This is a genomic window from Streptomyces sp. DvalAA-43 (genome assembly GCF_900091725.1).
GTDB lineage: Bacteria > Actinomycetota > Actinomycetes > Streptomycetales > Streptomycetaceae > Streptomyces > Streptomyces pulveraceus.
The window spans coordinates 34336-47508 of record NZ_FMBW01000030.1 but is presented as its reverse complement, the minus strand read 5'-3'; the positions used below and the strand labels follow the sequence as shown (position 1 = coordinate 47508).

Annotated in this window: 12 protein-coding genes; 8 read left to right on the top strand and 4 right to left on the bottom strand. The window is 71.4% G+C overall.

Features of this window, described 5'->3' with window-relative positions; genetic code table 11:
- The first annotated feature begins 29 nt into the window (after nucleotides 1-29).
- Nucleotides 30-1202 (top strand): imidazolonepropionase, encoded by a 1173-nt coding sequence (gene hutI, locus GA0115234_RS06260; RefSeq protein WP_093539853.1) that lies wholly within the window; start codon nucleotides 30-32, stop codon nucleotides 1200-1202.
- A gap of 163 nt (nucleotides 1203-1365) precedes the next feature.
- On the opposite strand, the gene GA0115234_RS06255 is transcribed toward hutI, so the two are convergent.
- Entirely contained in the window at nucleotides 1366-2388 is a 1023-nt protein-coding gene (locus GA0115234_RS06255) for an RNA polymerase sigma factor SigF (protein WP_093540133.1), read from the bottom strand.
- A gap of 283 nt (nucleotides 2389-2671) precedes the next feature.
- Between GA0115234_RS06255 and GA0115234_RS06250 the strand changes: the two genes are divergently transcribed.
- The 6 genes from GA0115234_RS06250 to GA0115234_RS06225 all read left to right on the top strand — a co-directional run bounded on the left by GA0115234_RS06250 (nucleotide 2672) and on the right by GA0115234_RS06225 (nucleotide 8281).
- Nucleotides 2672-3040, top strand: a complete 369-nt coding sequence (locus GA0115234_RS06250) for an STAS domain-containing protein (protein ID WP_093539852.1) — start codon at nucleotides 2672-2674, stop codon at nucleotides 3038-3040.
- A 201-nt stretch (nucleotides 3041-3241) separates the two neighbouring features.
- Complete coding sequence (locus tag GA0115234_RS06245; protein WP_093539851.1) at nucleotides 3242-3751, top strand: ATP-binding protein; 510 nt, start codon at nucleotides 3242-3244, stop codon at nucleotides 3749-3751.
- A 192-nt stretch (nucleotides 3752-3943) separates the two neighbouring features.
- On the top strand, nucleotides 3944-4612 hold the full coding sequence (locus tag GA0115234_RS06240) for a peptidase (RefSeq protein ID WP_093539850.1): 669 nt from the start codon (nucleotides 3944-3946) through the stop codon (nucleotides 4610-4612).
- A gap of 47 nt (nucleotides 4613-4659) precedes the next feature.
- The gene (locus tag GA0115234_RS06235; RefSeq protein WP_176729085.1) at nucleotides 4660-5712 is read left to right on the top strand and encodes a COG1470 family protein; all 1053 of its coding nucleotides are present in this window, start codon (nucleotides 4660-4662) and stop codon (nucleotides 5710-5712) included.
- Nucleotides 5709-6881 (top strand): hypothetical protein, encoded by a 1173-nt coding sequence (locus GA0115234_RS06230; RefSeq protein ID WP_370803913.1) that lies wholly within the window; start codon nucleotides 5709-5711, stop codon nucleotides 6879-6881. Before GA0115234_RS06235 ends, GA0115234_RS06230 begins: the two co-directional genes overlap by 4 nt.
- A gap of 38 nt (nucleotides 6882-6919) precedes the next feature.
- A complete protein-coding gene (locus tag GA0115234_RS06225) occupies nucleotides 6920-8281 on the top strand; it encodes a hypothetical protein (RefSeq protein WP_093540131.1) in 1362 nt (453 codons plus the stop codon).
- 115 nt (nucleotides 8282-8396) lie between these two features.
- Here the strand turns inward: GA0115234_RS06225 and GA0115234_RS06220 are convergent, their stop codons facing one another.
- The 3 genes from GA0115234_RS06220 to GA0115234_RS06210 all read right to left on the bottom strand — a co-directional run bounded on the left by GA0115234_RS06220 (nucleotide 8397) and on the right by GA0115234_RS06210 (nucleotide 11992).
- Entirely contained in the window at nucleotides 8397-9758 is a 1362-nt protein-coding gene (locus GA0115234_RS06220) for an MFS transporter (RefSeq protein ID WP_256088645.1), read from the bottom strand.
- The gene (locus GA0115234_RS06215) at nucleotides 9755-10357 is read right to left on the bottom strand and encodes a helix-turn-helix domain-containing protein (protein ID WP_093539849.1); all 603 of its coding nucleotides are present in this window, start codon (nucleotides 10355-10357) and stop codon (nucleotides 9755-9757) included. The genes GA0115234_RS06220 and GA0115234_RS06215 overlap by 4 nt, the downstream gene beginning before the upstream one ends.
- 135 nt (nucleotides 10358-10492) lie before the next feature.
- Nucleotides 10493-11992 (bottom strand): peptide MFS transporter, encoded by a 1500-nt coding sequence (locus tag GA0115234_RS06210; RefSeq protein ID WP_093539848.1) that lies wholly within the window; start codon nucleotides 11990-11992, stop codon nucleotides 10493-10495.
- A gap of 490 nt (nucleotides 11993-12482) precedes the next feature.
- Between GA0115234_RS06210 and GA0115234_RS06205 the strand changes: the two genes are divergently transcribed.
- Nucleotides 12483-13160, top strand: a complete 678-nt coding sequence (locus GA0115234_RS06205) for a response regulator transcription factor (protein ID WP_093539847.1) — start codon at nucleotides 12483-12485, stop codon at nucleotides 13158-13160.
- The last annotated feature ends 13 nt before the right edge of the window (nucleotides 13161-13173 follow it).

The window sequence follows — 13173 nt, the reverse complement described above, 5'->3', positions numbered from 1 at the left end:
CGGACCCCCGCAAGGAGAGCAGCCCCCCGATGACGACGACCGCCATCACCAACATCGCCAGTCTGGTCACCAACGACCCCTCCCGCCGTGCGGATTCCCCCCTGGGCCGGATCCGGGACGCGGCCGTCGTCATCGAGGGCGACCGGGTCGTCTGGACCGGTGAATCAAGCAAAGCACCCGCCACTGACAACGCCGTCGACGCGGGCGGCCGGGCGATGATCCCCGGCTTCGTCGACTCCCACTCCCACCTCGTGTTCGCGGGCGACCGCACCGAGGAGTTCAACGCCCGGATGTCCGGCCGCGCCTACAGCGCGGGCGGCATCAGGACCACGGTCGCCGCCACCCGCGCCGCCACTGACGAGGAGCTCGCCGCCAACGTCGCCCGCTACCTCGCCGAGGCGCTGCGCCAGGGCACCACCACCTTCGAGACCAAGTCCGGCTACGGGCTCACCGTCGAGGACGAGGCCCGCGCCCTGCGCATCGCCGCCCGGCTCACCGAGGAGGTCACCTACCTCGGCGCCCACATCGTCTCCCCGGACTACGCCGACGACCCGGCCGGTTACGTCGACCTGGTCACCGGTCCGATGCTCGACGCCTGTGCCCCGTACGCCCGTTGGATCGACGTCTTCTGCGAGAAGGGTGCCTTCGACGGCGACCAGGCCCGCGCCGTCCTGACCGCGGGCATGGCGAAGGGGCTGCACCCCCGCGTCCACGCCAACCAGCTCGGCCACGGCCCCGGCGTCCAGCTCGCCGTCGAGCTCGACGCCGCGTCCGCCGACCACTGCACCCACCTCACCGACGCCGACGTGGACGCCCTGGCCCAGGGCGGCACCGTCGCCACCCTGCTCCCCGGCGCCGAGTTCTCCACCCGCGCCACCTGGCCCGACGCCCGCCGCCTCCTCGACGCGGGCGCCACCGTCGCCCTCTCCACGGACTGCAACCCGGGTTCGTCGTTCACCTCCTCCATGCCCTTCTGCATCGCGCTCGCCGTACGCGACATGGGCATGACGCCGGACGAGGCGCTCTGGTCCGCCACCGCGGGCGGCGCCGCGGCCCTGCGCCGTACGGACATCGGCCGCATCGCCCCCGGCGCCCGCGCCGACCTGGTGCTGCTCGACGCGCCCAGCCATGTCCACCTCGCCTACCGGCCGGGTGTTCCGCTGGTCCACGCGGTCTGGCGGCACGGCGAACGCGCCGTCTGAACCTCCCCCGGCGCCCCGTGACGCGGTGTCGGACGTGACGCGGTGTCGGACGTGACGCGGTGTCCGGACATGCGGAAGGACCCGCCCTTGCCGGGGAGGGTCCTTCCGCATGTCTCTTCGCGGTGCGCCGCCCGGACGCCGGACGGGCGGGCGGCGCACTCGTTCACTCCTCCAGGGTCAGGCCCTTGCGGAGTCTGACCAGCGTGCGCGAGAGCAGCCGGGACACATGCATCTGGGAGATGCCCAGCTCCTCGCCGATCTCCGACTGCGTCATATTGGCGACGAACCGGAGCGAGAGGATCGTGCGGTCGCGGCGTGGCAGCGAAGCGATCAGCGGCTTCAGGGACTCCACGTACTCGATGCCTTCGAGTCCGTGGTCCTCGTAGCCGATACGGTCCGCCAGCGCGCCTTCGTGCTCGTCCTCCTCGGGCTTGGCGTCCAGCGAGCTCGCGGTGTACGCGTTGCTCGCGGCCATGCCCTCGACGACCTCGTCGTGGGTGATGCCGAGGCGGTCGGCGAGCTCGCCCACAGTGGGCGAGCGGTCCAGTTGCTGGGCGAGCTCGTCGCCCGCCTTGGCCAGGTCGAGCCGCAGCTCCTGCAGTCGGCGCGGGACGCGCACGGACCAGCTGGTGTCGCGGAAGAAGCGCTTTATCTCGCCGACGATGGTCGGCATCGCGAACGTGGGGAACTCCACGCCCCGGCTGAGCTCGAAACGGTCGATCGCCTTGATCAGGCCGATGGTTCCGACCTGGACGATGTCCTCCATCGGCTCGCTGCGGGAGCGGAACCGGGAGGCGGCGAACCTGACCAGGGCCAGGTTCAGCTCGACGAGCGTATTGCGGACGTACGCGTACTCGTGGGTGCCCTCTTCGAGGGATTCGAGCCGCGCGAAGAGCGTCTTCGACAGCGCTCTGGCGTCCAGCGGTCCCACCTCGTCGAAGGGCGGGATCTCGGGAAGTCCTTCGAGACCGTCGCTCGCGCCGTGGTCGTCGGCGCCGATGCGGTCGAAGTCACCGATGTGGCCGGTGTCGCCGATGGTGCTGGTGTTGCTGATCGTGCTGGTGGTGCTGTTGCTGCTGCGGGTGCCGTCCTCGGCGATCGCGGCAGGGGAGTCTGAGTGGGTCAGTCCCTGAGGACATGCTGACGTCGCGTTGTGGGGACGCGGTCCGTCGAGCCGGGGTGACATGGTCTCCTCCATCGTTCTCGGCATATGGCTGCCGATGCCCATACGTGTTCCTGCGGTGAAGCGGCGCCTCCGAAGCCGGTCGTGTTTTGGGTGTCCCCCTACCCTTACCCGGTTCGGGCGGGCAGTTACAAGCGCCAATTGGCGCTATATGTCCGGTTTGTTGAGGTCTTCGGGTACCGCGTCACGCACAGACCGCGTAGTGTTTCGAGAACGTCAGAGGCAGCGCATACGTCTCTGCGCACGCAGAGACGCGGACAGTGACGAACGGCGAAGAGGGACGGGCATGGACCGCGGGACGGTCGGCAGTGCGAACCGGGGTCGACTTCATGTCGATGTCCGGACCGAAGGGCTCAGCGAGGTCGTGACGCCGGTGGGTGAGCTGGATCACCACACGGCGGATCTGTTGCGGGAGCCTCTGGAGCGCGCGGTCGAGCAGGGGCGAGTACGCCTGGTGGTCGACTGCTCGGGACTCGAATTCTGTGATTCCACCGGGCTCAATGTGCTGCTCGGTGCCCGCCTGAAGGCGGAAGCGGCCGGGGGAGGGGTTCATTTGGCCGGAATGCTGCCCGTGGTGGCGAGGGTCTTCGAGATCACCGGGGCCGAGGCGGTCTTCACCGTCCACGACTCCCTCGAAGCGGCCCTGGACACATGACCGCGGCGCGTGTCGCGGTCCCGGGCGCTTCTTGTGTTGCCCGTGTCACGCGATCCGCGTAGACGAAGTGGGTGTTGTCACGATTCGGCCGGGCAGGAGACACCCGGCGGGGCCGTGGGCGCCCCGCACACTCTGTATCTGTAACTGCAACTGTCAAATCGTTTCGATGGCGACATGGTGAATCGGTGAGGTGAAGCGCTGATGAGCACCACCCGGCAGCATCCGCCGGGCGACCTGGGCCGCGAGCCGCAGGGCGCCGGCGTGGACGCGGGTGCCGGTGCGGCCTCGCCCGAGCCGGCCGAGCGGCAGTGGCGCACCCTGTCGCTGCGGGATGCCAGCGGCATCGTGCCGACCGCCCGCGACTTCGCCCGGCAGGCCCTGCACGCATGGGGCTGGCTCCCCGCGTCGAGCGCCGACGGCCGGGCCGCCGCCGAGGACGTCCTGCTGGTCGTCTCCGAGCTGGTCACCAATGCCTGTCTGCATGCCGAGGGCCCCGAGGAGATCCGCATCGCCTGCACCGCGAAGGTGCTGCGGGTGGAGGTCGTCGACTCGGGCGCGGGTCAGCCCGCGCCGCGCACCCCGCACCGGGCCGGGCGGCCCGGCGGACACGGCATGTTCATCGTGCAGCGGCTCTGCCTCGACTGGGGCGTCCTGCGGGTGCCCGGCCGACCGGGCAAAACCGTCTGGGCGGAGCTGGCCGCCCCCGCGTAGGCCGGGGCCGGGCCCCGGGGGGCGTACCGCCCCCGCCGTTCGCACCACCGAAGAGCGCGCCGGATCGGCGCGCTCTTTGTCTTCCCTCCACAAGGCGCCGGGCGTACCTTGAGCGCCCGATCTGATGTGTCGTCAGTAACTTGCGTCGGTCAGCACCGGCGTGCGGCGACTTCCGGCATGAGGGGAACTCAGGTGTCCTACCAGAAGCGAACAGCTCTCGCGCTGGCGTCCGCGCTGGCGGGCACGGTGGTGCTGCTGGCCGCGCCCGCCGCCCACGCCACGGTCGTGGACGTCGACTACAAGTGCAAGACCCCGATCGGCGACAAGAGCGCCGTGTCTCCCATCGACATCAAGAGCGTCAAGAGCGGTGGTGGCTACCGGCTCACGATGTCCTTCCAGAAAGGCGTCTCCTCCAGCCCCGTCGAGCTGGGCAAGGGGGCGATGAACCCCAGCGCGGTCATCGAGGTGGGCGGCGCCGACACGGGCCAGGTCCAGGTCTCCGGCCCGCCGAACTCCACCGCCATACCCGCCAACACCCCGATCAAGATCAGCGATCTGTCGGGTACGTACACCCCGAAGAAGAGCGGCAAGGTCGACTTCACCGCCGGAGTGCTCACCATCAAGGCGCTCGGTACGACCACGACCTGCACCCCCGCCAACAACCCGGGACCGTCGCTCCAGCTCGACGTAACGGCCGCGGGCAACGCGCAGAGCACCCCGGACGGCGGCGGCCAGCTGCCGAAGACCGGCCCGCTCGACTCGGCGGTGGCACTCGGCACCCTGGGCGGCACGGTGCTGCTGACCGGCGCGGCCGGGGTGCTCTGGCTGACCAGGCGCGGGCAGGGGGCCGTGGGCCGATAGGGCGCCTTTGGACCCAGCCGCCGCCGTCACGCACCAGGGAGCCGCCCATGTCGTCGCCGACCGGCCACGCCGCCCGACTCGCCCTCGCCGTACTGCTGTGCGCCCTCGCCATGACACCGGTGGCCGGTGCCGCGACGCCGCCCGCCCCGGACCGGGGTGCCGCTCCGTGGACGGCGCGGCCCGCGGTGGGCGGTTCCGGTACGGGCGGCAGACCGTACTTCTATCTGGAGGGCCCGCCCGGCACCGTTCTGCAGGACCGGCTCTCCGTCACCAACCCCGGCCGGGCCCCGGTCACCGTACGGCTGAGCGGCTCCGGTGTACGCGCGGGCGGCGAGGGCGCCACGGAGGGCGGGGCCGGCAACTGGCTGCGGACGGCCGCCGAGAAGGTGACCGTCCCGGCCCGCACCCGGGCCGATGTGCCGTTCACCGTGACGGTGCCGGCCGGGGCGACGCCCGGCGACCACCCCGGCACGATCGTCGTGCGCGGCGGCGACCGCACGGTGGGCGTGCCCGTCCGGCTGCGGGTCGGCGGGCCGACCCTGGCCGCGCTCACCGTCGAGGACGTCACCGTGTCCGGGCGGGCCATCCACTACACGCTGGTCAACCGCGGCAACGCGGTCCTCGCCCCGCGGATCGCCGTACGCGCCGACGGGGTGTTCGGGACCCTGCTGCGGCGCGAGGACCGCACCCTGCCGGTACGGGTGCGGCCCGGACAGCGCGTCAGGCTCACCGAGCCGTGGCGGGACGTCCCCGTACTCGACTCGGCGACGGTACGGCTGCGCGTCACGGCGGCGGGCGGCGCGCACGGCGAGGCGACGGCCCGCGCCGTCTTCGTTCCGTGGGCGCCGCTGACCGCGGGCGCGCTGCTGGTCCTGGGCGCCGCCGGCGCGGGCACGTACGCCTACCGGCGCAGGCGCCCGCGCGACCGGCGGCCGGACGACGAAGAGCGGCCCGGCGCGTCATCGGGCGAAGAAGAGAGGCCCGGCGACGAAGAGCGGTTCGGCAGGTCACCGGACGGCGAAGAGCGGCCCGGTGACCGGCCGGGCGACCAACAGCACTCCAGGAGCAGGCACGTGGCGAAGGCGGGAGCGGAATCGTGACTGGACAGGCCGGACCGGCAGCACACCGCAGCGGTAGCCACCGGTGGGCCGCGGCGCTGTTCGTCGCGCTGCTCATGGCCCTGCTGCCCGCCCTGCCGGTGCTCCCCACGGCCGGGGCCCGAGCGGCCGTCACGCGGGCCGCGGACGCGAAGCCCGTGGTCACCCTCTCCGAGCAGCAGGCGGGCAAGGGCGGTGAGATCACCGTGAAGGGCGGCGGCTGGCGCCCGAAGGCCCTGCTGATGATGCTGATCTGCGGACGTTCCACGACGGACCGGGGCGTGATCGGCGGTACCAACTCCTGCGCCAACGCCGAGGGCCGGGCCGTCACCACCGATGCCCGGGGCGCCTTCCGCAAGAAGATGCCGGTCGCCGAACCGCCCGTGCCCTGCCCCTGCGTGGTGCATGTCGCCACCGTCACCGGTGAACAGGCCGCCGCCGACGCCGTGTTCGTCGTCGCGGGCCACCCGATCGCCCCGCTGCCGAAGGAGACCGGGGGCGGCAGGCTCGCGGTCCTCGCCACCACCAGGCTGGAGGGCGACAGCGGGGTCCTCACCTGGTTCGGCGCACCGCCCGCCCGGCACCTGGTCTTCACCGTGGGCAACCTCGGTTCCGCCCCGGTCAAGGACCCGGTCTTCGAGATCGGCACCGCGCACGGCGTCTTCGCCCCCCAGTGGGAGGAGCAGCAGTGGCGCGGCACCATCGGGTCCGGCCACAAGGCGCGCATCGAGCTTCCGGTCGAACTGGCGGCGGGCGCCCACGGCGACTACCAGGTCTCGCTCAGGTACGGCGGCAAGGTGCTGGCCGAACAGCCGTGGGGGGTCGGCCGCCCCTGGGGCGTCACGCTCTTCTGGATCCTGCTGTGCCTGGTCGTACCGGCCGCCGTGTTCCGGATCGGCATGGCGGTCGTCGACAAGGTGCGGCCCCGCTCCTCGCGCGCCCCGGGCCGCGCCGGACGCCACCGCCCCCCGGGACCGGCCGACGCCACGGCGAAGTCCGCGAAGACTCCGAGGGCCGTGAGGATCCCGGGGCGCCGCCGCGCCCAGGGGCCCGTCGCGGACCCCGTGGCCGGGGCCACCGACGGCCCGGCCGACACCACGGCCGCGCTGCCGTGGTTCACACCTGATTCCGCACCGTCAGAGAACAGACCGACGACGAAGGGACATTCGTGAGTACGCATCGCAGGACGGTCGCGGCGGGAGTCGCGATGATGCTCGGCGGCGCGGGCATGCTGCTGGCCGCGAGTCCGGCCCAGGCCGCCGACGTCTCGTACGCGACGGAGTGCATTCCGCCGCCCATCTCCGGGCTGCCGGCCGTGCAGGGCACCACCCAGGTGCGGCTGACCGCGCCCGCGGAGGCGAAGGTCGGGGACACCGTCGAGGTGGTGTGGAAGACGGTCCAGGCCGCCTCCAAGAACCCCGACATCCTCGACCTGGACAAGGACACCGTCAAGCCGACCGGCACGCTCAAGGTCGGCGGCGCCGCCACCGGCACCGTGCAGATGGAAGGGCCGCGGCAGAACCCGCCGATCCCCAAGAACAGCGCCATGGTGCTGCCCGACATGAAGGGCACGCTGAAGCTGGAGAAGGCCGGCGAGATCACGCTCACGCCGGACGCGTACAGCATCAACGTCTCCAAGCCGATCTCCACGGACACCAAGTGCACCCCGAAGGCGGCCGTGCAGCCGGGCGCGACCATCAAGGTCACGGACGGCGGCGGCTCCACGGGAGGTACGACGACCGCGGGCGGCACGACCTCCGGCTCCACGACCGCGGGCGGCACCACCACGGGCGGTACCACCACAGGTGGGACGACCACGGGTGGGACGACCACGGGTGGGACGACCACGGGCGGCGACTCCGGTTCCACCGCCTCCGGCTCCACCACCGCGGGCTCCGGAGGCGGCGACGGGCAGACCGACTTCCCCGGCAAGGAGGTCGCGGTCCACTTCACCTGTACGTCCCCGGGACCGCCCGACATCTCCTCCAAGGTGACGATCAACGCCAAGAAGAGCGGCGGCAGCTACGCCCTCACGGTCAAGACGGCCAAGGGCGTGATGGACAGCCCGGCCGCACTCCCGGCCGGTGCGCTCAAGCCGTCCATGGACATCACCCTCGGCGGCGCCGACAAGGGCTCGGTGAAGGTCACCGGACCCGCCAACGCAACACCGCTGGAGCAGGGCAAGCCGGTCGACCTGTCCGACATGACCGGCACCTACAAGCCCGGCGCCTCCGGCAAGTCCACGCTCAGCCCCGGCACCCTGACGATCGACGTCACCCTGGGCGCCTCGAAGATCAACATCCCGTGCAAGGTCAAGGGCTCGGTGACCCCGTCGCTGACGCTCGACACCACGGCCCAGCAGGGCGGCGCCTCCGGCTCCGCCACCACGGGCTCCACGGGCGCCGCCGGCTCCACGGCCGGCGGCACGGCCTCCGGCGGCGGACTGGCCGCCACCGGGGCCGAGGACAACGGCACCCTGCGCGCCCTGGGCCTGGTCGCGGGCACCGCGATCCTGCTCGGCGGCGCGGTGTTCACCTTCACCCCGTGGCGCAGGCTGCGCGGGACGCGCTGAGTCTCCGAGGAACGAGGGGCGTCGCACCGGGCCACCGGTGCGGCGCCCCTCGGCCGTACACGGGAGCGCACGCGCCACGTCGCACCGCGTGCCCGGACACCCCCCCCGCACCGGGTCAGCAGGGCGTCGGCCGATGCTCCGGATCGGCGTCGTCGCAGGCAGCGGCCACATCGGCCTGGGCCACGTCGTTCTCGGACAGGGAGCGGATGCGCGGTATCGGCGAAGCCAGTAGCCAGAGCAGTGCCAGCGTTCCCCCCACGGCGCCGACCAGCAGTGTGGCCCGCAGGCCGAAGGCGGTGGCGAGCAGGCCGCCGACGACGGCCCCGAGGGGGCGTACGCCGTAGTTGACGCTGCTGAACGCGCCCGCCACGCGGCTGCGCATGCCGTCGGGGATGACGCTGGTCTGCAGGGAGTTGAGGTTGACGTCGAAGAGCATGACGCCGACCCCGGAGAGGAATTCCCCCGCGGCCAGCACTCCGGCGCGGGCCCAGAGCGGGCCTCCCGCAAAGGCCGCGATGGCGAGGGGCGCCGGGAACAGCACGGCTCCCACGGCGATGCTGCGCCCCACCCCGATACGACGCGAGACGCTCGGAGCGAGGACGGCACCGAGCAGGGCGCCGGTCGAGCCGATGCCCAGGGCCAGTCCGATGGCTCCGGCCGACAGCTCCAGGACGCGGCTGGCGAACAGCACCAGCAGCCCGCTGCCCGCGACGAAGGTGAAGAAGTTGACGGTGGCCGCGCAGCCCAGCCCGGCACGCAGCACCGGGTGCCGCCGGACGAAGGCCATCCCCTCCCGGGCGCGTCGCAGCAGCGAAGGAGGCGCCGCCCCGTCGGTGCCGGTGGGCGATTCATCGAGCGGGATCCGCCCGATCAGGAACGCGGACGCCAGGTACGACAGGGCGTCGACGACGACGGCGACGGGCGCGGTCAACGCCTGGACCAGAGCGCCACCGGCCGCGGGGCCGACCACGTGCGACACCGACCGGCTGGCACTGAGCCTGCTGTTCGCCTCGACGTAGGAGGAGCGGGGCACGAGGTGTGCGAAGAAGGGCGGATAGGCGGTGTTGAAGAGCACCGCCGCGGTGCCGGTCACCAACGCCACGGCGTACAGCTGACCGAGGCTCACCGCGTCGAGCAGGTACGTCACCGGAAGGCTGAGCAGCACCGCGGCGCGCACCAGATCGGCGAGAACCATCAGGCGGCGTTTGCGGACCCGGCGGTCGACCCAGGCCCCCAGGACGATCGCGAGCAGATTCGGGGTCCAGACGAGCGCGGTCAGCCACGCCACCTGGTTGGCCGAGGCGCTCAGCGCCGTCACGGCGATCAGTGGCAGCGCCAGTTCGGTGATCCGGTCGCCGAACTCCGAGATCGACTGCCCCGCCCAGAACCGGCGGAAGCGCCGGTCGCGCCAGAGCGGTATCGGGCCGTCCTCCCGAGAACCGCCTGCCCGAGGGCCGTCCTCCCGAGCGGCGCTCACCGGGCCCCGCCGGTCTGCTCCTCGTCGGCCGGCTCCGGCAGGACGTAACGCATCAGCCGGACGCCGCGGCTGCCGGCCGGGCGCTCGGTGGGTTCGCGCGTCACGTAGGGCGCGAGCACCTGCTCGATTCCGTTCTGGATCGCCGCGAGTTCCTCCGCCGAGACGACCACACGGGTATCGGCCAGACCGGCGGCCCCCCGCCACACCGGGTCCAGGCCGGGCTCGACCTCGGCCGCCCACCTGCTCGGCAGTTCTCCGTAGCGCGCGAACATCTCCCGGGACAGCGCCCGCGCGGCCGACCTGCCCTCCTCGTCCTCCGGTGCCTGGAACCGGAAACCGCGTCCGGCCGCCTCCCAGCGCCGCTGCCGACGGTCCGTCCCGGCCCCGGCGTCCCGGACCAGTCCGAACCCCGCGAGGTGCCGCAGATGCCAACTGGTCACCGAGGGGGTCGCTCCCACATCGGGCGAGAGCTGGGTGGCCGTCGCGGGGCCGTACCGGTGGAGGCGGTCGAGGATCGCCAGCCTCACCGGATGTGCCAGCGCCCGCATCGCCTGTGGATCGGTGATCTCGATATCGCCCAGCCGGTTCTCGGAGTCCATGACGTGAGAGTGTCCTCTCACATAATGTGAGAGTCAACTCTCACATTGGGCCCCGGTAAGTGGCCCCGGAAACCGCGGAGGGCCCCGCACCACCAGAAGCGGTGCGGGGCCCTCCGTCGTACGGAAGCGGCTGCGTCAGTGCACGCCGCCCATCAGGGGCTGGATCTTCTTGCGGTACATGAGGATCGCCACGCCGGCGAGGACGGCCAGCGCACCCTGGCTGGCGAACCACCCCTGTGTGGTGGTCGGGACGCCGACCAGCTGGAGCAGGGCGATGACGGAGTCGCCCGCCGTCACGGCCAGGAACCAGACACCCATCATCTGCGAGGCGTACTTCTGCGGAGCCAGCTTGGTGGTCACCGACAGACCGACCGGGGAGAGCGTGAGCTCACCGACGGTCTGGATCAGGTACACCATGACCAGCCACAGGGGCGAGACGCGCGTGCCGTCGGTCGCGAGGCCCTGGGCGATCATCATGATGCCGAAGGAGGCACCGATCAGCACCAGGCCGAACGAGAACTTCGCCAGGGTGGTCGGCTCCTTGCGGCGCTTGGCGAGCGCCACCCAGATCCAGGCGAACACCGGGGCGAGCGCCATGATGTACAGCGGGTTGAGCGACTGGAACCAGCTCTCGGGGAAGCTGAAGCCGAGCAGCGAGGACGACGTGGAGTCCGAGGCGAAGACCGTCAGCGTCGAGCCGGTCTGGTCGTAGATGCCCCAGAAGACGGCGGCGGCCACGAAGAGCCAGATGTACGCGGACATCTTCGACTGGTCGGCCGGGGCCAGCTCCTTGTCCCGCTTGATCCGGGCCAGGTAGTACACGGGCAGGACCAGACCGAGGATGGTCAGCGGCCACAGCGCCCAGTCGATCGTGAAGTGACCGGAGAGGCCGACCACGCCGTAGGCGACGGCGGCGACCAGCGTCCAGATCAGCACCTTCTTGATGATCGAGGCGCGCTCGGCCTCGGACATCGGGCTCGGGACGACATCGCTCTGCGCGTCGAAGTGGCGCGTGCCGAAGAGGAAGAACGCGAGGCCGATCGCCATTCCGATACCGGCCATGGCGAAGCCGAGGTGCCAGTTGACCTTCTGGCCGATCGTGCCGATGGTCAGCGGCGCCACGAAGGCGCCGATGTTGATGCCCATGTAGAAGATCGTGAAGCCGCCGTCACGGCGGGGGTCGTTCACGCCGTCGTACAGATGGCCGACCATCGTCGAGATGTTGGCCTTCAGCAGCCCGGACCCGACGGCGATGAACGCCAGCCCGATGAAGAAGGAGAACTCGGGCGGCAGCGCCAGCAGGAAGTGGCCGATCATGATGATCGCGCCGCCGATGGCGACGGTCTTGCGGGCGCCCCAGGCGCGGTCGGCGATCCAGCCGCCCGGGAGGGCGAGGAGGTACACCATCGCGTTGTACACGCTGTAGATGGCGGTGGCCGTGGCCACGTTCATGCCCAGTCCGCCCTGCGCCACATCGGCGGTCAGGTAGAGGACGAGGAGGGCCCGCATGCCGTAGAAGCTGTAGCGCTCCCACATCTCCGTCATGAACAGATTGGTCAGGCCGCGGGGGTGGCCGAGGAAGGTCCGCTCGGTACCAGTGCTACTGGCCGGGTCCTTCGTCAGGCTGGACGCCATGGTCGATCCTTGTGTGCTCGGGACGCGACGCCTTGTGAGCGTGGTGCGCCCGGTGGGGGGAGGCCGGCACCGGCACGGACGGACCCCACCCCTCACGCCTGAGAGGGATTCGTCCCGGCCGCCGGGCTCACGAAGGAGCCGGCCGAAGGGGACGGGGACCGGCCGCATCGGGATCCACGCCCGGTGCGCATCCTCGCGCTCCGGGCCCGGCCGCAGGTCATTGACTGTGTCCGCGACTGGCGGGTACCAGTCGGCCAACAAAAGAGACCCTTGGCGCTAAAAGCTGCCCAAGGGTCCTTGAGTCGTGCAACAGGCGTCGAGCAACCATACGACACGACAGAGACGGATATGAACGGACTTGAGAGATGGATCACAGGTCTGGGTGGAACCGCGCTCCCATAATCAAAGGCGTCTGCCCATTTATTTCGCAGACCCGCAGGGCTTCTGGATCACCTCACTGCATGCCCTCCGCGCGGACTACCATCACTCCATGACCCGTGTACTGCTCGCCGAGGACGATGCATCCATCTCGGAGCCGCTGGCCCGCGCCCTGCGTCGGGAGGGATACGAGGTCGAGGTCCGCGAAGACGGTCCGACCGCGCTCGACGCCGGCCTCCAGGGCGGAATCGACCTGGTCGTGCTCGACCTGGGTCTGCCCGGGATGGACGGCCTCGAAGTGGCCCGCAGGCTCCGTGCCGAGGGTCACACCGTGCCGATCCTGGTGCTGACCGCCCGCGCCGACGAGGTGGACACCGTCGTCGGCCTCGACGCGGGCGCCGACGACTACGTCACCAAGCCCTTCCGCCTCGCCGAACTGCTCGCCCGTGTCCGGGCCCTGCTGCGCCGCGGCGCCAGCGAGCCCGCGCCGCAGCCCGCGACGCACGGCGTCCGGATCGACGTCGAGTCGCACCGCGCCTGGATGGGCGAGGAGGAACTCCAGCTCACCGCCAAGGAGTTCGACCTGCTGCGGGTCCTGGTCCGCGACGCCGGCCGGGTCGTCACCCGGGACCAGCTGATGCGCGAGGTCTGGGACACCACCTGGTGGTCGTCGACGAAGACCCTCGACATGCACATCTCCTGGCTCCGCAAGAAGCTCGGGGACGACGCCGCCAACCCCCGCTACATCGCGACCGTGCGGGGCGTCGGCTTCCGCTTCGAGAAGAGCTGACGTGCGGAAGCGC

Bases quoted from the DNA above. Each gene is read 5' to 3' on its own strand.
- GA0115234_RS06245 (WP_093539851.1), top strand. From the start codon at position 3,242: ATGAGCACCACCCGGCAGCATCCGCCGGGCGACCTGGGCCGCGAGCCG.
- GA0115234_RS06250 (WP_093539852.1), top strand. From the start codon at position 2,672: ATGGACCGCGGGACGGTCGGCAGTGCGAACCGGGGTCGACTTCATGTC.
- GA0115234_RS06255 (WP_093540133.1), bottom strand. From the start codon at position 2,388: ATGTCACCCCGGCTCGACGGACCGCGTCCCCACAACGCGACGTCAGCA.
- GA0115234_RS06210 (WP_093539848.1), bottom strand. From the start codon at position 11,992: ATGGCGTCCAGCCTGACGAAGGACCCGGCCAGTAGCACTGGTACCGAG.
- GA0115234_RS06215 (WP_093539849.1), bottom strand. From the start codon at position 10,357: ATGGACTCCGAGAACCGGCTGGGCGATATCGAGATCACCGATCCACAG.
- GA0115234_RS06225 (WP_093540131.1), top strand. From the start codon at position 6,920: ATGCTCGGCGGCGCGGGCATGCTGCTGGCCGCGAGTCCGGCCCAGGCC.
- GA0115234_RS06205 (WP_093539847.1), top strand. From the start codon at position 12,483: ATGACCCGTGTACTGCTCGCCGAGGACGATGCATCCATCTCGGAGCCG.
- hutI (WP_093539853.1), top strand. From the start codon at position 30: ATGACGACGACCGCCATCACCAACATCGCCAGTCTGGTCACCAACGAC.
- GA0115234_RS06235 (WP_176729085.1), top strand. From the start codon at position 4,660: ATGTCGTCGCCGACCGGCCACGCCGCCCGACTCGCCCTCGCCGTACTG.